17 protein-coding genes, 1 tRNA gene and 1 pseudogene are annotated in these 19,183 nt (G+C 70.3%); 13 read left to right on the top strand and 6 right to left on the bottom strand.

The window, feature by feature from the left end; translation table 11 throughout:
* From ACIOHP_RS43005 to ACIOHP_RS42995, 3 genes are all read left to right on the top strand, one after another.
* The coding region (locus ACIOHP_RS43005) for a CoA transferase (RefSeq protein ID WP_401896126.1) at positions 1-374 on the top strand (374 nt) is incomplete at its 5' end.
* Positions 375-475: 101 nt separating this feature from the next.
* Positions 476-1,012 (top strand): beta-class carbonic anhydrase, encoded by a 537-nt coding sequence (locus ACIOHP_RS43000; RefSeq protein WP_401896123.1) that lies wholly within the window; start codon positions 476-478, stop codon positions 1,010-1,012.
* A gap of 31 nt (positions 1,013-1,043) precedes the next feature.
* Positions 1,044-1,277 (top strand): hypothetical protein, encoded by a 234-nt coding sequence (locus tag ACIOHP_RS42995; protein ID WP_401896122.1) that lies wholly within the window; start codon positions 1,044-1,046, stop codon positions 1,275-1,277.
* Between the two features lie 93 nt (positions 1,278-1,370).
* On the opposite strand, the gene ACIOHP_RS42990 is transcribed toward ACIOHP_RS42995, so the two are convergent.
* Positions 1,371-2,063, bottom strand: a complete 693-nt coding sequence (locus ACIOHP_RS42990; protein ID WP_401896119.1) for a GntR family transcriptional regulator — start codon at positions 2,061-2,063, stop codon at positions 1,371-1,373.
* A 218-nt stretch (positions 2,064-2,281) separates the two neighbouring features.
* Between ACIOHP_RS42990 and ACIOHP_RS42985 the strand changes: the two genes are divergently transcribed.
* Positions 2,282-3,070: an acyl-CoA dehydrogenase family protein gene (locus ACIOHP_RS42985; RefSeq protein WP_401896118.1), complete on the top strand. Its 789-nt coding sequence runs from the start codon at positions 2,282-2,284 to the stop codon at positions 3,068-3,070.
* A 42-nt stretch (positions 3,071-3,112) separates the two neighbouring features.
* Here the strand turns inward: ACIOHP_RS42985 and ACIOHP_RS42980 are convergent, their stop codons facing one another.
* Positions 3,113-3,802, bottom strand: coding sequence for a GntR family transcriptional regulator (locus ACIOHP_RS42980; protein WP_401896116.1), 690 nt, complete (start codon positions 3,800-3,802; stop codon positions 3,113-3,115).
* 295 nt (positions 3,803-4,097) lie between these two features.
* On the opposite strand from ACIOHP_RS42980, the gene ACIOHP_RS42975 reads away from it, so the two are divergent.
* From ACIOHP_RS42975 to ACIOHP_RS42955, 5 genes are all read left to right on the top strand, one after another.
* Entirely contained in the window at positions 4,098-4,571 is a 474-nt protein-coding gene (locus ACIOHP_RS42975) for an NAD(P)H-dependent oxidoreductase subunit E (protein WP_361543771.1), read from the top strand.
* Between the two features lie 2 nt (positions 4,572-4,573).
* On the top strand, positions 4,574-6,253 hold the full coding sequence (locus ACIOHP_RS42970; protein WP_401896114.1) for a formate dehydrogenase beta subunit: 1,680 nt from the start codon (positions 4,574-4,576) through the stop codon (positions 6,251-6,253).
* The gene (gene fdhF, locus ACIOHP_RS42965) at positions 6,250-9,066 is read left to right on the top strand and encodes a formate dehydrogenase subunit alpha (protein WP_401896111.1); all 2,817 of its coding nucleotides are present in this window, start codon (positions 6,250-6,252) and stop codon (positions 9,064-9,066) included. Before ACIOHP_RS42970 ends, fdhF begins: the two co-directional genes overlap by 4 nt.
* Before the next feature lies 1 nt (position 9,067).
* Positions 9,068-9,280, top strand: a complete 213-nt coding sequence (locus tag ACIOHP_RS42960) for a formate dehydrogenase subunit delta (RefSeq protein WP_401896109.1) — start codon at positions 9,068-9,070, stop codon at positions 9,278-9,280.
* Positions 9,281-9,448: 168 nt separating this feature from the next.
* On the top strand, positions 9,449-10,381 hold the full coding sequence (locus ACIOHP_RS42955; RefSeq protein ID WP_361494170.1) for a LysR family transcriptional regulator: 933 nt from the start codon (positions 9,449-9,451) through the stop codon (positions 10,379-10,381).
* 21 nt (positions 10,382-10,402) lie between these two features.
* Here the strand turns inward: ACIOHP_RS42955 and ACIOHP_RS42950 are convergent, their stop codons facing one another.
* Positions 10,403-11,983, bottom strand: a complete 1,581-nt coding sequence (locus tag ACIOHP_RS42950; protein WP_401896107.1) for a FadD7 family fatty acid--CoA ligase — start codon at positions 11,981-11,983, stop codon at positions 10,403-10,405.
* 257 nt (positions 11,984-12,240) lie between these two features.
* Between ACIOHP_RS42950 and oxc the strand changes: the two genes are divergently transcribed.
* Together oxc and frc are read left to right on the top strand one after the other, a co-directional pair.
* A complete protein-coding gene (gene oxc / locus ACIOHP_RS42945) occupies positions 12,241-13,989 on the top strand; it encodes an oxalyl-CoA decarboxylase (RefSeq protein WP_401896106.1) in 1,749 nt (582 codons plus the stop codon).
* 29 nt (positions 13,990-14,018) lie between these two features.
* A complete protein-coding gene (gene frc, locus ACIOHP_RS42940; protein ID WP_401896104.1) occupies positions 14,019-15,275 on the top strand; it encodes a formyl-CoA transferase in 1,257 nt (418 codons plus the stop codon).
* Between the two features lie 72 nt (positions 15,276-15,347).
* On the opposite strand, the gene ACIOHP_RS42935 is transcribed toward frc, so the two are convergent.
* Together ACIOHP_RS42935 and ACIOHP_RS42930 are read right to left on the bottom strand one after the other, a co-directional pair.
* Positions 15,348-15,773 (bottom strand): PAS domain S-box protein, encoded by a 426-nt coding sequence (locus ACIOHP_RS42935; RefSeq protein WP_401896102.1) that lies wholly within the window; start codon positions 15,771-15,773, stop codon positions 15,348-15,350.
* A 259-nt stretch (positions 15,774-16,032) separates the two neighbouring features.
* Positions 16,033-17,004, bottom strand: coding sequence for a 2-dehydropantoate 2-reductase (locus tag ACIOHP_RS42930; protein ID WP_401896100.1), 972 nt, complete (start codon positions 17,002-17,004; stop codon positions 16,033-16,035).
* 303 nt (positions 17,005-17,307) lie between these two features.
* On the opposite strand from ACIOHP_RS42930, the gene ACIOHP_RS42925 reads away from it, so the two are divergent.
* A complete protein-coding gene (locus tag ACIOHP_RS42925) occupies positions 17,308-17,982 on the top strand; it encodes a GntR family transcriptional regulator (RefSeq protein WP_401896135.1) in 675 nt (224 codons plus the stop codon).
* Between the two features lie 218 nt (positions 17,983-18,200).
* Positions 18,201-18,288 (top strand) — tRNA-Leu (locus ACIOHP_RS42920).
* Positions 18,289-18,451: 163 nt separating this feature from the next.
* Here ACIOHP_RS42920 and ACIOHP_RS42915 read toward each other — a convergent pair.
* Positions 18,452-19,153, bottom strand: a pseudogene (locus ACIOHP_RS42915) (EamA family transporter); the annotation flags it as partial.
* Positions 19,154-19,183: the final 30 nt, after the last annotated feature.

The following is a 19,183-nucleotide window of genomic DNA, read 5'->3' as shown; positions in this document are numbered from 1 at the left end:
AATGGGCCACCCCCGAGGCCCGCCTTCCCAAACTCGCCAAAATGTTCCAGCTGATCGAGGAATGGACCGCCACCCAGCCCAAATGGCAGGTCCTGCACCAGCTGAACGCCCACGACATTCCGTGCGGGCCGATCCTGTCCACCAAGGAGATCATCGAGGACCCCTCGCTGTCCGCGAACGAGATCGTCGTCGAGGTCGAACACCCCCAACGCGGCACCTTCACCACCGTCGGCAACCCCCTCAAACTCTCCGACTCCCCCACCCACATCACCCCCTCCCCCCTCCTGGGCCAACACACCGAAGAAATCCTCATCGGCGAACTCGGCATCGATGAAGCCGAGTTGCCGCTGCTCAAGGCACAGGGCGTGATCTGACCGACGGCGGCCCACGCCGCTTCCACTCCGTCCCGGGCGAGCCGCGACCGCTCCCCGGGACGGTTTCCGTGAGTACCCGAACCGGAGTGAGGTAGCCCAGCATGTCGACACACGCACCCCGTATCGCCCCGCCCGTCGGCGACTCCGTCATCGACCGGCTCGTGGAGTCCAACCGCGCCTACGCCGCAGGGTTCGTGGACCCGGGCATGGGAGCCCGTCCGGTCCTGCGCGTGGCCGTCGTGGCCTGCATGGACGCCCGTATCGATCTGCACGCCGCGCTCGGCCTGCGACTCGGCGACTGCCACACCGTCCGCAACGCCGGCGGTGTGGTCACGGACGACACCATCCGTTCCCTGACGATCAGTCAGCGGGCCCTGGGCACCCGCAGTGTCGTCCTCATCCACCACACCGGCTGCGGTCTGCAGACGCTGACCGAGGAGTTCCGGCACGAGCTGGAGATGGAGGTGGGGCAGCGCCCGGCGTGGGCGGTGGAGGCCTTCCGGGACGTCGACCAGGACGTACGGCAGTCCATACGGCGCGTGCGCACCTCCCCGTTCCTGCCCCGCACCGACGATGTGCGCGGTTTCGTCTTCGACGTGACGTCGGGACTGCTCCGGGAGATAGAAGCGGGGGCCTGATCCGGCTCAGGGGCCATGGGAGTATCTCGGCATGCGCCTGACAGCTGACGGGGCCACGCCGATCCCGCGGTCGGTATGGGCGGAGGATCTCGAGACCGACGACGGCCATGCCTTCGAGCTTGTGCGCCCGCTCTTCCTGACCGCGGGTGACCGCATCGGGTTCGAGGGCGACGGCCTCGTCGTCGTGCGGTCCTGCGGAGCGCGGCTGACGGCGGAGGGCAGCTGGTCCACTCGTTGCGGACCGGGCGTCGGAGTCCGCCAGTAGGCGCTCGGGGGAGGCCCGTCCCGGTCCGCCCACCGGTCCTCCCGGCTCGCTCCTGCTCTCGAAGCCGGGTCGGCCTTGACCCTCGCCTGGTCGTCACCCGCCCCGGCCGGCCATCGCGGCGATCTGCTCGCAGTAGAAGTCGGTCGTGTTCGCGGTGTGCCGGCGCATGAGCTCCTCGGCGTCGCCGGGGTCGCCGTCGGCGATGGCCTCGATGATCAGGGCGTGCTCGTTCCAGGCGTCCGTGCCGCGGGGCTTGGCGATGGGCATGTAGTACCAGCGCACACGCCGGTCCACCTGGGGGATGAGTTCGGCGAGGACCGCGTTGCGCGAGAGGTGGGTGATGTGGGCGTGGAGGGCGGCGTTCGCCTCCACGATGGCCCGGGCGTCACCGGCAGCGAGCGCGGTGAGGCCGGTCCGCTGCAGTTCCCGCAGCCGGGCGACGTCGGCGGGAGTGGCGTGCTGGGCGGCCCCGCGCGCGGAGTGGGTCTCCAGGACGGCCCGGACGCTGAGGAGTTGGGCGCACTCCTCGGCGGTGGGGCAGTGGACGAAGGCGCCCTGCGAGGGGCGCAGATCGACCCAGCCGGCGGTGTGGAGCCGTTGGAGAGCTTCGCGGATGGGCTGACGGCTGACGCCGAGGTGCTCGGCGAGGTCGGCCTCGACGAGGTGCTGGCCGGGCTTGAGGGAGCCGTTGATGATCAGCTCGGTCAGGGCGTCGTAGACCGCCTGGCGCAGCGGGGCGGGCCGGGTGATCGGGCCGCGGGCTGCCACGGTGGGTGTGTCGGGCATGGACCCTCTCCCTCGTTCGACTGCGGACGGCAAGCATCGACTACGGGATACTGAGTTTAGTATGCAATAGCCATTCCTGTGTCGCCTGCGTCGCTGACTCCCGGGAATTGCCTCGGCGCCACCCCTGGCGTCGACCGGTCGAGGGATGCAAAATACTGTATGCAATCTTCGTCGCCGCCTGACAGCGGACCGGACACCGCTCCCGAGGGGGTCACTCCGTGTCGTACCGCACCACGCTCGCTGAAGTCCTCGCCCGCGCCGTCGCACCCTGCGCCGAACTGACCGGTGCGGAAGGCAGGTTCCCCCGTGGCGCCGTAACGGCCTTCGGGGCCACCGGACTGCTGGGACTCACCGTCGCCACCGAGTTCGGCGGCGCCGGTCTCGGGCTGCCGGAAGCCGCCGAGGTGGTGGCGCGGACCGCGTGCGTCTGCCCCGCCACGGCGACCGTGCTCCAGGCCCACTACACGGCGGTCGCCGTCATCGAGGCGTACGGCAGCCCCTGGGTGCGCGGAGAGATCGCCGCCGGACGCCACCTCGGCAGCCTCGCCCTCGCCGAGGATGACACGGGCGGGTACGGGGAGGAGGCCCAGCTCCTCACGCCACGCTGCACCGCGGTCCGTTCCGGTGGCGTGGTCGCGCTGCGTGCGCGCAAACGCCAGGTGGTCGCGGCGGGGGAGGCGGACAGCTACCTCTGGTCCTCCCGCCCGCTCGGCGCGCGGGACGGCCTCAGTCTCTGGGGGGTTCCGGCGCACGCCCCGGACCTGTTCGTCCCGGCCCGGCCGGACGCCGTGGGGCCGTCCGGCAGCGCGACCTCCACCGTGCTCGCCGATCCGGTGCTGGTGCCCGCCGACGCGATGCTCGGCGAGGACGGCGGTGGGCTCGACATCGTGCTGCGCACGGTCCTGCCCTGGCTGCTGGAGCTGCGGGCCGCCGCCGGAGAGGAGGGGCTGCGCCTCGCGGCCGCCGACGTGGTGCGCCGGCCCGCCGGCTCGCTCGCCCCGTCCTGAACTCCCGCCCGGGCAAGGCCTGTTCAGCGGTGGCCCGTGCGGTCAGGCCTGGCTCGAGCCGGACGCGATCTGCTTGCGGTAGAAGTCGCTCGTGCGCTCGGTGTGCTTGCGCATCACCTCGCCCGCGCGGTCCGCGTCCCCCTTGGCGATGGCCTTGATGAGCTGGGTGTGCTCGTTCCAGGCCTCCTTGCCGCGGGGCTTGGCGATGGGGGTGTAGTACCAGCGCACCTTCTGGCCCACCTGCGCGAGCAGTTCGGCCAGGACGTCGTTGGCGGCCATGGAGGTGACGAAGGCGTGCAGGGCGGTGTTGGCCGCGACGAGGCGTTCGACGTCGCCCTCGGCGAGCGCGTCGACGCCTTCCTGCTGGAGCTCACCGAGACGTTCGATGTCCTCGGGTCGGGCGTTCTGTGCGGCGAGCTGGGCCGAGTAGGTCTCCAGTACCGAGCGGACGCCGAGGAGTTGGGCGGCCTCCTCCTCGGTGGGGGAGTGCACGAAGGCGCCCTGGGCGGGGCGCAGGTCGACCCAGCCGGCCGTCTGCAGTCGCTGCAAAGCCTCGCGGACCGGCTGGCGGCTGACGCCGAGGTGTTCGGCGAGTTCGGCCTCGACCAGGTGCTGGCCGGGCTTGAGGGAGCCGTTGATGATCAGCTCGGTCAGGGCGTCGTACACGGCCTGGCGCAGTGGTGCCGGGCGGGCGACGCGCCGGGACGCTGCGGCCGTGAGTGCCTCGCGCATGGTTGTCCCGTTCTGCCGCCGGGCCGACGGCTTTGCCAAGTGGTGGCCGCCGAGTGGGTTGCCGACGGCGGCTTCAGCATACAGGTTTTGGTATGCAACATGGTGTCGGCTGTTGACTGTGAGGTCGGGCTCGACCGAGGCTCCGGGTCTCATCCGTGTACCTCGTGTGCCTCGTGGGCGGAACCGGCACGGGCATCTTTACGACTGTCGTCTGTATACAGAAGCCTGTATGGGGTATTGTCTCAGTCTCCTGCAACCCTCGCCGGGGACCCGTGTGACGGAAGGCGAAGCGATCATGACGACCAGCGGGAGCGATGTGACGGTCGAGAGCGTGGTCCGGAGGGTGGTGGCCGATCACCGGGGTCAGCGCGGCGCGCTGCTGCCCGTACTGCACGCCGTACAAGCCGAGTTGGGCCATGTGCCGCAGGAAGCGGTCCCGGTGCTCGCCGACGAGCTCAACCTCTCCAGGGCGGACGTCCATGGAGTGGTGACCTTCTACCACGACTTCCGCCGTGAGCCCGCGGGCCGCACCACGGTCCGCATCTGCCGCGCCGAAGCCTGCCAGGCGCTGGGCGCCGACCGCCTGGTGAGCTACGCACGCGAGGCCGGACTCACCCTGGGCGAGACGGCACCCGACGGTTCCGTGACCGTCGAGCAGGTCTTCTGCCTGGGCAACTGCGCGCTGGGGCCGTCGGTGGAGGCGAACGGGCGGCTGTACGGACGAGTGGGCCCGGCCCGACTGGGCTCGATCCTCGACGGGACGGTCTGATCATGAACAACTCCTCCCCGGCCGACGCCTCGGCCGGCATTCCGACCGGCGACCCGGCGGACATCCCGGTCGGCGCCCCCTCGCACTCCACGACGACGGTCTACGTCCCCCGCGACTCGGCGGCCAGGTCCGTCGGCGCCGACGAGGTCGCCACCGCCCTCCAACGCGCCGCCACCCGCGGAGACTTCGCCATCGACGTCGTACGCAATGGATCGCGCGGCATGCTCTGGCTGGAGCCGATGGTCGAGGCCGTGACGCCGCGGGGCCGTGTCGGTTACGGCCCGGTGACCCCCGAGGACGTCGACGGCCTCCTGGCCGCCGGCCTGCTCGACGGGGCGGACCACCCGCTGCGGCTCGGCCTCGTGGACGAACTGCCCTGGCTGGCCCGCCAGAACCGGGTCACCTTCGCCAGAGTCGGCGTCACCGACCCCCTCTCGCCCCAGGACTACGTCGAGCACGGCGGCCTCGCCGGACTGCGCGCCGCCCTCGAACTCGCCCCCGCGGACGTGGTCGCCGAGGTCACCGAGTCCGGACTGCGCGGGCGCGGCGGCGCCGGATTCCCGGCCGGTGTCAAGTGGAAGACGGTGCTGGACTGCGCTGACGAGCTGAAGTTCGTCTGCTGCAACGCCGACGAGGGCGACAGCGGGACCTTCGCCGACCGCATGGTCATGGAAGGCGACCCGTTCCTGCTCATCGAGGGCATGACCATCGCCGCGCACGCGGTCGGCGCGAGCGAGGGGTACGTCTACATCCGCTCCGAGTATCCGGACGCGATCGCCACGATGCGCGAGGCGATCGAACTCGCCCGTGGGCGAGGCTGGTTGGGCAAGGGCGTCCTCGGCTCCGCGCTCGACTTCGACCTGCACGTACGCGTCGGGGCGGGCGCGTACATCTGCGGCGAGGAGACCTCCATGCTGGAGAGCCTGGAGGGCAAGCGCGGCATGGTCCGCGCGAAGCCGCCGATCCCGGCGATCGAGGGCCTGTTCGGCAAGCCGACCGTGGTGAACAACGTACTGACCCTCACCACCGTCCCCACGGTCCTCGCGAACGGCGCCAAGGCGTACCAGGACCTCGGCATCGGCCGCTCCCGCGGCACCCAGGTCTTCCAGCTCGGCGGCAACATCGCCCGCGGCGGCATCGTGGAGACGGCCTTCGGCATCACCCTGCGCGAGCTGATCGAGGAGTACGGAGGCGGCACCCACACGGGCCGACCGGTCCGTACCGTGCAGGTAGGCGGACCGCTCGGGGCGTATCTGCCCGACTCGCTGTTCGATCTGCCGATGGACTACGAGGCGTTCGCCGAGGCCGGCGCGATGCTCGGGCACGGCGGGATCGTGGTCTTCGACGACACCGTCGACATGGCGGCCCAGGCCCGCTTCGCGATGGAGTTCTGCGCCGAGGAGTCCTGCGGCAAGTGCACTCCGTGCAGGGTCGGTTCGGTCCGCGGTGTCGAGGTGATCGACAAGATCGTCGCGGGCACGCACCGGGACGAGAACCTGGCCCTGCTGGAAGACCTCTGCGACCTGATGACCGACGGCTCGCTGTGTGCGATGGGCGGACTGACTCCGATGCCCGTGCGCAGCGCCCTCACCCACTTCCCCGACGACTTCCACGGCGGCCGCCGGCTCCTGGAGATCCAACCCGTGAACGCCACTGGCATGAGGACGGAGGGCACGGCATGAGCCTTCTCAAGGAACCCGACTACGGAACCCCGGAACGGCCCGGCCCGGCAACGGTGTCGGTGGAGATCGACGGCCTGCCGGTGAACGTCCCCGCGGGCACCTCGGTGATGCGCGCGGCGGCACAGGCCGGCGTCGAGATACCCAAGTTGTGTGCCACCGACAGCCTGGAGGCGTTCGGCTCCTGCCGCCTGTGCGTGGTGGAGATCGACGGGCGGCGCGGTACTCCGGCGTCGTGCACCACCCCGTGCTCCGACGGGATGAAGGTGAGCACCCAGACACCGAAGGTGGAGAAGCTCCGCCAGGGCGTCATGGAGCTCTACATCTCCGACCACCCCCTGGACTGCCTCACCTGCCCCGCCAACGGCGACTGCGAACTCCAGGACATGGCGGGCGTGGTGGGCCTGCGGCAGGTCCGCTACGGCTACGAGGGCGAGAACCACCTCGACGCCGAGAAGGACACCTCCAACCCCTACTTCGACTTCGACCCCGCCAAGTGCATCGCCTGCTCCCGCTGCGTCCGCGCCTGCGGCGAGGTCCAGGGCACCTTCGCCCTCACCATCGAGGGCCGCGGCTTCGACTCCAAGGTCTCGGCCGGCGCCGGTGAGTCCTTCATGGACTCCGAGTGCGTCTCCTGCGGCGCCTGTGTCCAGGCATGCCCGACGTCCACGCTCCAGGAGCGCTCGGTCGTCGAACTCGGCATGCCGACGAGGTCGGTCGTGACCACGTGCGCGTACTGCGGAGTCGGCTGCTCCTTCAAGGCCGAGCTGCGCGGCGACGAACTCGTGCGCATGGTGCCGTACAAGGACGGCGGTGCCAACGAGGGGCACTCCTGTGTGAAGGGCCGCTTCGCCTTCGGCTACGCCACCCACCCCGACCGCCAACTCAAGCCCATGGTCCGCGAAAGGATCACCGACCCCTGGCGCGAGGTCGAGTGGGACGAGGCGATCGGCACCGTCGCCCGGCGGATGCGTGAGCTCCAGGACCGGTACGGCACGAGCTCCGTCGGCGCCATCACCTCCTCGCGCTGCACCAACGAAGAGGTCTACGTCGTCCAGAAGATGGTCCGCGCTGCCTTCGGCAACAACAACGTCGACACCTGCGCCCGCGTCTGCCACTCCCCGACGGGGTACGGCCTCAAGCAGACCTTCGGTGAGTCGGCGGGCACCCAGGACTTCCGTTCGGTCGCCGAGGCCGATGTCATCATGGTGATCGGCGCCAACCCCACCGACGGGCACCCGGTGTTCGCCTCCCGGATGAAGCGCCGGCTGCGCGAGGGCGCCAAGCTGATCGTCGTCGACCCGCGCCGCATCGACCTCGTGCGCTCGCCGCACGTCGAGGCCCGGCACCACCTTCAGCTCAGGCCCAGCACCAACGTCGCCGTGGTCAACGCGATGGCCCACGTGGTCGTCACCGAAGGCCTGGTCGACCGCTCCTTCGTGGACGCCAGGTGCGAAGGCTTCGACGACTGGGCGGAGTTCATCGCCCGGCCGGAGAACAGCCCGGAAGCGGTGGAACCCGTCACCGGCGTCCCGGCCGGCGAACTGCGCGCCGCAGCAAGGCTGTACGCCGAGGCCCCCAACGGCGCCATCTACTACGGACTCGGCGTCACCGAGCACAGCCAGGGCTCCACCATGGTCATGGGAATGGCGAACCTGGCGATGGCGTGCGGCAACATCGGCCGCGACGGCGTCGGCGTGAACCCGCTGCGCGGACAGAACAACGTCCAAGGGTCCTGCGACATGGGCTCCTTCCCGCACGAGCTGCCCGGCTACCGGCATGTCTCCGACGACGCGGTACGCACCGTCTTCGAGAACCTCTGGGGCGGAACCCTCCTCGCGGAGCCGGGACTTCGTATCCCCAACATGTTCGACGCGGCCATCGACGGAACCTTCCGCGGACTCTTCGTCCACGGCGAGGACATCGCCCAGTCCGACCCCAACCTCCAGCACGTCACCGCCGCGCTGAAGGCCATGGAACTCGTCGTCGTACAGGACCTGTTCCTCAACGAGACGGCCAAGTTCGCCCATGTCTTCCTGCCTGGCGCCTCCTTCCTGGAGAAGGACGGCACCTTCACCAACGCCGAACGCCGTATCAACCGCGTCCGTGCGGTCATGAAGCCCAGGACGGGCAAGCACGAGTGGCAGATCGTCAGTGAGATCGCCACCGCCATGGGGTATCCGATGGCCTACGACCATCCGAGCCGGATCATGGACGAGATCGCCTCGGTCACACCGACGTTCACCGGTGTCTCCTTCGACCTCCTCGACAAGCTCGGCAGTGTCCAGTGGCCGTGCAACGAGGAGGCTCCGGAGGGAACGCCCATCATGCACGTGGACGAGTTCGTGCGCGGCAAGGGCAAGTTCGTGGTCACTTCCTATGTGCCGACCAACGAGCGCAGCACCCGACGCTTCCCGCTGGTCCTCACCACCGGACGGATCCTCAGCCAGTACAACGTCGGCGCGCAGACCCGGCGCACCGGCAATGTCGCCTGGCACCCCGAGGACATCCTGGAACTGCACCCCCACGACGCCGAGGACCGCGGGATCAAGGACGGTGACATGGTCACCCTGGCCAGCCGCGTCGGGCAGACGACCCTGCGCGCGGAGATCTCCGACCGGATGCCGACCGGCGTCGTCTACACCACCTTCCACCACCCGGTGACCGGGGCCAACGTGGTGACCACGGAGAACTCCGACTGGGCCACCAACTGCCCCGAGTACAAGGTGACCGCCGTCCAGGTGGGACTGGCCCGCCCGGACCGGGCCGACGAGGGTGAAGGCGCCGAGAACGATCTCGTGACGGTGGTGGACTGAGATGACAGCGACCGTGCCGTCCGAGCTCCGGATGGCGAACGACATCGCCCGCAACCTCGGCCATCTGCCGGGGGAGCGGGCCGCCGAGGAGATCGCTGGCCACATCGGCAGGTTCTGGGACCCGCGGATGCGCACCAGACTGTACGAGTACGTGGACGCCGGCGCGGAGGGCCTCGATCCCCTGGTGGTGGCCGCGGTGCAGCTCCTGCGCTGAACAGACCGCGCCTGCGCCCGCTGCGGGGACGTGCAGCGGGCGCAGGCGCTCTCATGCCGGACGGCATACAGTTCGTGCACCGGGCACGACTCCCTCCCCTGTACATATCCCAAATACTGCATACAGTATGGAGCTAGTGGGGCGGCCTCGGGCAGAGAGGAGTCGTTCATGCTGTTCCGGCAGCTCGAGTACTTCGTGGCGGTGGCGCGGGAACGCCACTTCGCCCGGGCGGCGGAAGCCTGCTACGTCTCCCAGCCCGCGCTCTCGGCGGCGATAGCCAAGCTGGAGCGGGAGCTGAACGTCACGCTCATCAATCGCGGGCACAACTACCAGGGCCTCACCCCCGAGGGCGAGCGGCTCGTCGTCTGGGCCAAACGGATCCTCGCCGAGCAGGACGCGTTCAAGGCGGAGGTGGCCGCCGTGCAGTCCGGCATCACGGGCACGCTGCGGCTCGGCACGGACCCCACGGCGTCCACGACCCTGGCGCTCCCCGTGGCCGCGTTCTGCGCCGCCCATCCCCTCGCCAAGGTGCAGGTGCGCTCCCGGCTGTCGACGAAGGAGCTCCACCGTCAGCTGCGCGACTACGAACTCGACGTGGCGATCGCCCACTTCGACCCCGGCGACCAGGAGGGCCTCCAGGTCGTACCCCTCTACCAGGAGCGCTACATGCTGCTGGTGTCGGACGACCATCTGGCGGCGCAGTCCTCGACCGTGACCTGGGCGGACGCCGCCCAGTTGCCGCTCGCGCTGCTGACGCCCGACATGCGGATCCGGCAGATCGTGGACACCGTGTTCGCGGAGAAGGGGTTCGTGGTCACCCCGCAGGTCGAGACGGACTCCATCGCCTCCCTCTACGCGCACGTCGGCGGCGGCGAGTGGGCCAGCATCGTGCCGCACACCTGGCTGCGGGCGATGCCCGTCATCGGCCGCACCAGAGCGCTGCCCCTGGTCGACCCGGAGGCCGGCGCACAGGTGTCCGTGGCGATCCACGCCGCGACCCCCGGCTCGGTGGCCGCCCGCGCCTTCGTCAACGCGGCGACCGGCCTGTCCCTGGACGACTTCTTCGCCCGCCCGCTGCCCAGCGAGCACCGCGTGCGCTGAGCCCGCCGTCCGGAGCCGGTGTCAGGGTGCGTAGCGCGCCTGCACCGCCTTCCGGTCCAGTCCGCCCTTCGCGGTGTACGGCAGCGCGGTGACCAGCTCGAGCCGGTCCGGCACCTCGAACGCGGCCAGCCGGTCACGGCAGTACCGCAGGATCTCCCCGGGCCCCACGCCCTCGCCCTCCCGCACCACCACGGCGGCGCCCACCCGCTGCCCGTACACCGTGTCGGGCACGGCGAACACGGCCGCGTCGGCGACCCCCGGGCACCCGGTGAGGATGTCCTCGACATGCTCGGGCGAGATCTTCTCGCCGCCGCGGTTGATGAGGTTCTTGATACGCCCGGTCAGGGACAGGTACCCGTCCGCGTCCAGAGTGCCCAGATCGCCGGTGCGCAGCCAGCCGCCGACGAAGGTGTACGCCGTCTCCTCCCGGTCGCCGAGATAGCCGCGCGCGACGGTGGGACCGTGCACCCACAACTCGCCCTCGACACCCACCGGACAGGCCCGCCCGCCGCGGTCGAGCACCCGGATCTCGACACCGGTCGGCCGCCCGACCGAACCGTGCTTCAGCGCACCCCGCCCCGGCAGCGGCTCGCTGGCCGCCTGGTGCGAGGACTCCGTCATCCCGTACGCGGACAGCAGCGGCGCCCCGAACGTGCGCTCCAGCGCCCGCTGTGTCGCCGGGTTGAGAGGAGCGCTGCCACTGCGCACGAACTTCAAAGCCGGCACGTGCGGGCCCGGGTACTCCCGTTCCGACCGCTCCAGCAGGATCTCGTGGATGGCCGGGGCCGCGGTGAACCAGGTGGCGCCCACGGCGCGCATGTCGTCCCAGAACGTGCCTGCCGTGAACCGGCCCCGCTCGGGCAGCAGCACACAGCCGCCGCTGGCGAGGGAGGCCAGCAGTGCCGCGAACAGCCCGTGACCGTGGAAGAACGGCATCACCGCGACCGTGGCGTCGCCGGGCCCCAACTCGTAGGTGGCGCAGAGGCAGTGGACGGACGCGGCCACGTTGGCGTGGGTGAGCGGGACCATCCTCGCTCGCTCGGTGGTACCGGCGGTGAAAAGAACGAGCGCGTCCTGGACCGACAACTCGCCCGCCGCACCGCCGACTTGGGACGCGGCACACGCGCCGGGTTCGAACGTGACGGCCGCCGTCCCCGCACGGGAGACGTCCACACGCAGCGGCCAGGCCGGAACCGGCAGCGGGGCACCCGTCGCGGCCGGGCCCAGCAGGACCGCCCGGGCCCCCAACGCGTGGACGCGTGACGAGAGTTGGGTCGCGGGCAGCGCCGGGTCCAGGGGAGCGACCACCAGTCCGGCCCGCGCCGCTCCCAGCAGCGCGACGACGAACTCCGCGGAGTTGGCGCAGATCAGGCCGACCGCGTCACCGCGGCGCAACCCCGTACCGCCGAGCCGTGCCGCCACGCCGTCCGCCAGGGCCGCGAGACCCCGGTAGGACAGATGCACCCGCTCCCCGGTGACCACCAGGGCCCGGGCGTAAGGGCGGTCACGCACCTGCGCGTCGAGAAGATCGACGAGGCCCGTGACCGTCACAGGCCGGTACCGGTTCGCGTCGCGCACGGATGCCGCGGCCGGAACGGCCATGACCCCACCCCCTCGCGCCCAGGTCCGTTGCTTCGGTCCTCTGCGAGCCTGCGGTGACCTGCGACGCACGTCCAATACCCACTGGCGAACGGCCGATAGCAGGCGTCTATCAAGGCAGTTGCGAGGGCCCTGAGCGGCCGTCGATAGAAGTTGCTTATCGGCTGGTCGCCGATGGGTCTTGGACGCCGGCGGACGCGCTGCGGATGGTGAGAGCAGTAGCCGCTCCGGCAGGACCTGCCCAAGGAGGACCTCGGACCATGACCGCCCCCTCGCCACTGGAGACCGCGGCAGCAGCCGACGTTGCGACCGAGCTCACCGACGGGTATCACCTGGTCGTCGACGCGCTCAAGATGAACGACGTCGACACCATCTACGGCGTGGTCGGCATCCCGATCACCGACCTGGCCCGCCTCGCCCAGGCCCAGGGAATCCGTTACATCGGGTTCCGTCACGAGAGCAACGCCGGACACGCGGCGGCCATCGCCGGCTACCTCAACAAGAAGCCCGGCGTCGCCCTGACGGTGTCCGCCCCCGGCTTCCTCAACGGCCTGGTCGCGCTGGCGAACGCGACCACCAACTGCTTCCCCATGGTCCAGATCTCCGGCTCCAGCGAGCGCCATCTCGTCGACCTCAAGCAGGGCGACTACGAGGAGATGGACCAACTCTCCGCCGCCCAGCCCTTCGTGAAGGCCGCCTACCGGGTCAGCCGTGTGGAGGACATCGGCCGCGGTATCGCCCGCGCCCTGCGCACCGCGATCTCCGGGCGCCCCGGCGGTGTCTACCTCGACATCCCCGCCGCGGTGCTCGGCGCCATCATGCCCAAGGCCGAGGGCGACCGCACCCTGAGCCGTCTCGTCGACCCCGCGCCGCGCCAACTGCCCGCGCCGGAGGCCGTGGACCGCGCGATCGAGCTGCTGGCCGCCGCCGAACGCCCGCTGGTGGTGCTCGGCAAGGGCGCGGCGTACGCCCAGGCGGACGCCAAGGTACGGGAGTTCGTCGAGTCGACCGGCATCCCCTACGTACCGATGTCGATGGCGAAGGGCCTGCTGCCCGACGACCACCCGCAGTCGGCCGCCACCGCCCGTTCCCTGGCGCTGAAGAAGGCCGACGTCGTGATGCTGATCGGCGCCCGCCTCAACTGGCTGCTGGGCCACGGGCAGACGGGGTGGAACCCCGACGCCAAGTTCATCCAGATCGACATCGACCCCAAGGAGATGGACAGCAACCAGCCCATCTCCGCCCCCCTCGTCGGAGACATCGAGTCGGTGCTCGACGTGCTCGCCGAACGGACCAAGCCCGGCCAGATCCAGGCCCCTTCGGCCTGGCGCGACGAACTGGGTGAGCGCTCGGCGCAGAACGTCGCCAAGATGGCCGAGCGCCTGGAGGCCGACCCGCACCCCATGCAGTTCATGGGCGCCCTCAAGGCCGTACGCGACGTCGTGCGCCGGCACCCGGAGACGTACATCGTCAACGAGGGCGCCAACGCCCTGGACATCGCGCGCAACGTCATCGACATGCACGTGCCGCGCCACCGCCTGGACAGCGGCACCTGGGGCGTCATGGGCATCGGCATGGGGTACGCCATCGCCGCCGCCGTCGAGAGCGGCGCACCGGTCGTCGCCATCGAGGGCGACAGCGCCTTCGGGTTCAGCGGCATCGAGATCGAGACGATCTGCCGCTACCGGCTGCCCGTCGTCACCGTGATCATGAACAACGGCGGTGTCTACCGCGGCGACGACGTCAACCCGTACGACGACGCGCCCTCGCCCACCACCCTGATGTCGGCGGCCCGCCACGACCTGCTCATCGAGTCGTTCGGCGGCAAGGGCTACCGCGCCACCACCCCCGCCGAGGTCACCGCCGCTCTGACCGAGGCCCTCGCCTCAGGCGGCCCGGCGCTCATCGATTGCGTGATCGACCCGTCGGCCGGCACCGAGAGCGGCCACATCTCCCACCTCAACCCCAAGGGCATCACCGTCGGCAACATCACGCCGGCCAAGAAGTGACCACGCAACTTCACGAAAAGGAAGCACACATGAGTGAAAAGCCGCTCGCCGGAATCAAGGTGATCGACTTCACCGGGGTCCAGGCCGGCCCCGCCTGCACCCAGATGCTCGCCTGGTTCGGCGCCGACGTCCTGAAGGTGGAGCGTCCCAACGGCGGCGATGTGACACGCCGCCAGCTCCGGGACATCGAGGACCTCGACGCGCTCTACTTCACGATGCTCAACAGCAACAAGCGCTCCCTCGCCATCAACACCAAGACCGCCGAGGGCAAGGAGGTCCTGGAGAAGCTCATCGAGGGCGCCGACGTCCTGGTGGAGAACTTCGCCCCGGGCGCCCTGGACCGGATGGGCTTCACCTGGGAGCGCATCCAGGAGCTCAACCCGCGCCTGATCTTCGGCTCGGTCAAGGGCTTCAACGACCAGTCGTCCTGGAACGACCTCAAGGTCTACGAGAACGTCGCCCAGTGCGCGGGCGGCGCCGCCTCCACCACCGGCTTCTGGGACGGCCCGCCGACCATCTCCGGCGCCGCCCTCGGCGACACCAACACCGGGATGCACCTGGCGATCGGCATCCTCACCGCGATCATTGACCGGGGCAGGACCGGCAAGGGCCAGAAGGTGTCCGTCTCCATGCAGGACGCCGTCCTCAACCTCTGCCGGGTCAAGCTGCGCGACCAGCAGCGGCTGGAGCGGGTCGGCTACCTGGAGGAGTACCCGCAGTACCCGAACGGCGAGTTCACCGACGTGGTGCCGCGCGGCGGCAACGCGGGCGGCGGCGGCCAGCCCGGCTGGGTGCTCAAGTGCAAGGGCTGGGAGACCGACCCGAACGCGTACATCTACTTCACGGTCCAGGAGCAGAACTGGAAGCGCACCGCCGAGGTGATCGGCCGCCCCGAGTGGGCCGAGGACCCGGAGTACGCCACCGCGCGGGCTCGCCAGTCGCACATCTTCGAGATCTTCGAGGAGATCGAGAAGTGGCTCGCGGACAAGACCAAGTACGAGGCCGTCAACATCCTGCGGGAGTGGGAGGTGCCCTGCGCCCCCGTGATGAGCATGAAGGAGATCGCCTACGACGAGGACCTGCGCCGCAGCGGCACCGTCGTGGAGGTCGAGCAGAAGGAGCGCGGCACCTATCTGACGGTCGGCAGCCCGGTGAAGTTCTCCTCCTTCAAGCCGGACGTCACCGGCGCCCCGCTGCTCGGCGAGCACAGCTCCGAGGTCCTGGTCGAGCTCGGCTACGACGAGGAGACCATCGGCCGGCTGAAGGAGAGCGGCGTCATCGTCTGACCTGAGTCCGACGACGCGGAAGCGGCCGTGGCCCGAAGGCCACGGCCGCTTCCGTATGCGGTCCGCCGGGGCTCAGACCGAGGCCTCGGCCCGTCGCCGCATCAACTCCCGCTCCCGCTCACGGCGAGCGGTCACGTCCCGGATGACCGCACCGACGTACGTGCTGCCGTCGGGTCCCGGCAGCAGCACCACGCTGAACTCGATGGACAGCTTGCGGCCGTCCGCCGCCAGTGCGGGCACGTTCAGCACATCCGCGTCCCCGTACTTGCTGTACCCCCGCTCCATGGCCTCCTCGAAGCCCTCCTGGTGCCGCTTCCGGTGTCGCTCGGGAATGATGACGTCCAGGCTGCGACCGTCCACGTCGGCCGCCGGGAACCCGAAGATGCGCTCCGCACCCCGGTTCCAGTAGCGGATCAGTCCTTCGCCGTCGACGATCACGATGCCGTCGGGCGCCTGGGCGGCCATTCCCAGCACCACATCGGGATTCAGGTCTTCCATGTCGCCTCCGAGCCGGGGCCGTTGGATGCTGAACGAATACAAGTCGGCAGTATACAGAGGATCGTATACAGGATCCAGGCCTCAAACGACTGAGGCGGGACCCCTCCGGCGCAGGGGGCGCTCCCCGCCGGTAGAGGCCCCGCCGTCGTGCAGCGGAGGGCCGGTCAGCCCTGGGTGGCCGCGCCCCGCAGGGTGATGCGGTCCGCTTCCGCGTGCACGTTCATGGAAGTGCCGTCCCGTGGCGGCGAGTCGGGCCGTCTCATGCGGCGGTCCGGTGGGCGAGGAGGTCACTGATGGCGTGGACGGTTCTCAGCGTGGGCACGTCGACGCCCGTGATGTCGGCCAGCTCCGCGACCGCGGCGAGGAGGACGTCGAGTTCGAGAGGCTTGCCCGCCTCCAGGTCCTGGAGGGTGGAGGTGCGGTGGTCGCCGACGCGTTCGGCGCCGGCCAGCCGTCGCTCGATGGAGATCCCGATGTCGCAGCCGAGTGCTTCGGCGACGGCCAGGGTCTCCCGCATCATCGTCTCGATGACTTGGCGGGTGCCGCCGTGGTGGCACATCTGGCGCATGGTGGCGCGGGCCAGGGCGCTGATCGGGTTGAAACTGATGTTGCCGAGCAGCTTGAGCCAGATGTCGTTGCGCAGGTCCTTCTCGACGGGGCACTTGAGTCCGCCGGCCTGCATGGCCTCGCTGAAGGCCTGACAGCGCTCGGAGGCCGACCGGTCGGGTTCGCCGATGGAGAAGCGGGTGCCTTCCAGGTGGCGGACGACGCCGGGACCCTCGAGTTCGGTGGCGGCGTAGACGACGCAGCCGATGGCGCGTTCGGGGGCGAGCACCGCACTGACCGCCCCGCCCGGATCGACGCTCTCGATGCGCTGTCCGTCGTGGGGTCCGCCGTGGTGGTGGAAGTACCACCAGGGGATGCCGTTCTGGGCCGCGATCACGGCCGTGGTGTCGTTCAGGAGTGGCTCGATGAGCGGCCCGCACGCCGCGTACGAGTTGGCCTTGAGCCCGAGGAAGACGTAGTCGACGGGCCCGATCTCCTGTGGGTTGTCGGTGGCGTGGGCGTGGGCGGTGAAGTCCCCGCGGGGGCTGAGGACCTGTACGCCGTTGCGCCTCATGGCCGCGAGGTGCGGTCCACGGGCGATGAGGTGGACGTCGGCGCCCGCGCGGTGCAGGGCGGCGCCGACGTAGGCGCCGATGGCTCCGGCGCCGAGGACTGCGACTTTCACTGGGTGGCGCTCCGTTCGGTCGAGGGTGTACCGCGGAACTGTCGAAATCTGTCGACGAAATATTGTCTACAGGATGGAACGTGCGCCAGCAAGAGTTTGGGACGGCACCCGGACGGCCGTCCGTGGCGTGTGGGAAGCACGGGCTGTTTGCTCATCCGCGCTCGTGAGCTGCTGGTACGGCCTGCCGGGAAAGGCCCAACTCCCGGGTGTCCAGCGGTTTGTGCGCCGTAGACTGTAGGCGAAAGCCAATCCATACTTGGCTCTCGCATACAGCGATGACGCTGCTGAGGAGGGCCCGTGATGTTGTCGACGACAGGACTGCCGCAGGGTGCGGTGCCCAAGCTCGAACGCCCCGGCCCGCTGCGCGACCGTGTCTACGAGGCGCTGCTCGAACTCATCACCACCCGTGCTCTGCAGCCCGGCCGGCATCTGGTCGAGAGCGAGCTCGCCGGCCACCTCGGCGTCTCCCGCCAGCCCGTGCGCGAGGCACTGCAGCGCCTCAGCACCGAGGGGTGGGTGGATCTGCGGCCCGCGCAGGGCGCGTTCGTGCACGAGCCCACCGAGGAGGAGGCCGACCAGCTCCTCACCGTCCGCACGCTGCTGGAGGCCGAAGCCGCCCGGCTCGCCGCGGCCGACGCGTCCAGGGCCGCCATCGGCGTGCTCGAGGAGATGTGCGCGGAGGGCGAGCGCGCGGTAGCCGCCGACGACGTGGACCGCGCGGTCGCGATGAACGCCCGGCTCCACGCGAAGATCATGGAACTGGCCGGCAACGCCGTCCTCGCCGAACTGGCGGCACAGGTCGACCGCCGGGTCCGCTGGTACTACACGCCGGTCGCCCGGCAGCGCGGACAGCAGTCCTGGATCGAGCACCGCGAGCTGATCGCGGCGATCGCGGACCGCGACGAGCAGCGCGCCACGGCGGTCATGCGGGCCCACACGGAACACACGCGGAAGATGTACCACGAGCGCGACAAGTAGGGGTCCGACCGGCCCCGGGTACAGGTCCCCGCATGTCCGACGATCAGAGACCCCGCGTAATCAATCCGTAGCTCCTGGTGAGTCGCCGGGAACGCCCCGCACCGGGGCCCGGCAGCGCCGCCCGAGGCACGGATATGCAGGTGAAAGGCACTCCCAAAGCTTGGTATTGTTGTCCATGTCGCCGCGGGGAACACCCCCGGCCAGGCGGCAGACACCTCGTCCGGGTGGCGGAATGGCAGACGCGCTAGCTTGAGGTGCTAGTGCCCTTTATCGGGCGTGGGGGTTCAAGTCCCCCCTCGGACACCAGCTGGGACCCCTGTTCATCAGGGGTCTTTTGCTTTGGCCCGGAACTCTCGTGGCCGATGTCGCCCGCGGTCTGCCGGGCCTCGCTGCGCACCGCCCCCATCCCGGCGACGGTCACCAGCACGATGCCCGCGCTCTGGGCCCACGAGGGCTGTTCGGCAAGGAGTGCGAAGCCGACGACGGTCCCGATGGCGGGTTCCAGGCTCATCAGGGTGCCGAAGACCGTCGTGGGCAGATTGCGCAGGGCGACCATCTCGGCGGCGTACGGCAGGATCGGCAGCAGCAGCGCCGCCAGGGCGGACAGGGCGAAGGCCCGCGGGTCCATGTGACCGACGATGTGACCGGCGCCGGCGAACGGCAGGGTCACCGCGGAGGCCGCCGCCATGGAGACGGCCAGGCCGCCGAGGCCGGTGAACTGGGCGCCGACCCGTTTGGTCAGCAGGATGTAGCCGGCCCAGCCCGCCGCCGCCCCGAGCGCGAAGCCGACTCCGGCCAGATCGACCTCACCGCTCCAGGGCCGGGTCAGGGCGACCACGCCGGCCGCCGCGGTGAGCGGCCACAGGACGTCGATCCGGCGCCGCAGGCCCGCCACGGCCACCCCCAGCGGGCCGAGGAACTCCAGGGCCGTGGCGGTGCCGAGCGGGATGCGGACCACGGCCTCGAAGTAGAGCAGGGTGAGCAGCCCGCTGACCGCACCGAGCAGCAGGGCGGTGCCCACCTCGCGACGGTCGCGGCCGCGCAGGCGGGGCCGGGCGATGAGCCACAGCACGACTGCCGCCCAGGTCAGGCGCAGCCAGGCGGTGCCCGCGGGCGTGAACTTGTCGAAGAGGTGACTCGAGGTGCCTGCCCCGGTCTGCACGCTGGCCATGGCCACGAGGGCGAGCGCCGTCCCCCGGTA

Origin of the sequence: Streptomyces sp. NPDC087859 (assembly GCF_044742595.1) — a bacterium.
Taxonomy (GTDB): Bacteria; Actinomycetota; Actinomycetes; order Streptomycetales; family Streptomycetaceae; genus Streptomyces; species Streptomyces canus_F.
The sequence above is the reverse complement of the archived record's forward strand: the minus strand, read 5'-3'. Positions and strand labels throughout refer to the sequence as shown.

Coding starts and splice junctions, on each gene's coding strand:
- ACIOHP_RS43000 (WP_401896123.1), top strand. CDS start 476: ATGTCGACACACGCACCCCGTATCGCCCCGCCCGTCGGCGACTCCGTC.
- ACIOHP_RS42995 (WP_401896122.1), top strand. CDS start 1,044: ATGCGCCTGACAGCTGACGGGGCCACGCCGATCCCGCGGTCGGTATGG.
- ACIOHP_RS42990 (WP_401896119.1), bottom strand. CDS start 2,063: ATGCCCGACACACCCACCGTGGCAGCCCGCGGCCCGATCACCCGGCCC.
- ACIOHP_RS42980 (WP_401896116.1), bottom strand. CDS start 3,802: ATGCGCGAGGCACTCACGGCCGCAGCGTCCCGGCGCGTCGCCCGCCCG.
- ACIOHP_RS42975 (WP_361543771.1), top strand. CDS start 4,098: ATGACGACCAGCGGGAGCGATGTGACGGTCGAGAGCGTGGTCCGGAGG.
- ACIOHP_RS42970 (WP_401896114.1), top strand. CDS start 4,574: ATGAACAACTCCTCCCCGGCCGACGCCTCGGCCGGCATTCCGACCGGC.
- fdhF (WP_401896111.1), top strand. CDS start 6,250: ATGAGCCTTCTCAAGGAACCCGACTACGGAACCCCGGAACGGCCCGGC.
- ACIOHP_RS42960 (WP_401896109.1), top strand. CDS start 9,068: ATGACAGCGACCGTGCCGTCCGAGCTCCGGATGGCGAACGACATCGCC.
- ACIOHP_RS42955 (WP_361494170.1), top strand. CDS start 9,449: ATGCTGTTCCGGCAGCTCGAGTACTTCGTGGCGGTGGCGCGGGAACGC.
- ACIOHP_RS42950 (WP_401896107.1), bottom strand. CDS start 11,983: ATGGCCGTTCCGGCCGCGGCATCCGTGCGCGACGCGAACCGGTACCGG.
- oxc (WP_401896106.1), top strand. CDS start 12,241: ATGACCGCCCCCTCGCCACTGGAGACCGCGGCAGCAGCCGACGTTGCG.
- frc (WP_401896104.1), top strand. CDS start 14,019: ATGAGTGAAAAGCCGCTCGCCGGAATCAAGGTGATCGACTTCACCGGG.
- ACIOHP_RS42935 (WP_401896102.1), bottom strand. CDS start 15,773: ATGGAAGACCTGAATCCCGATGTGGTGCTGGGAATGGCCGCCCAGGCG.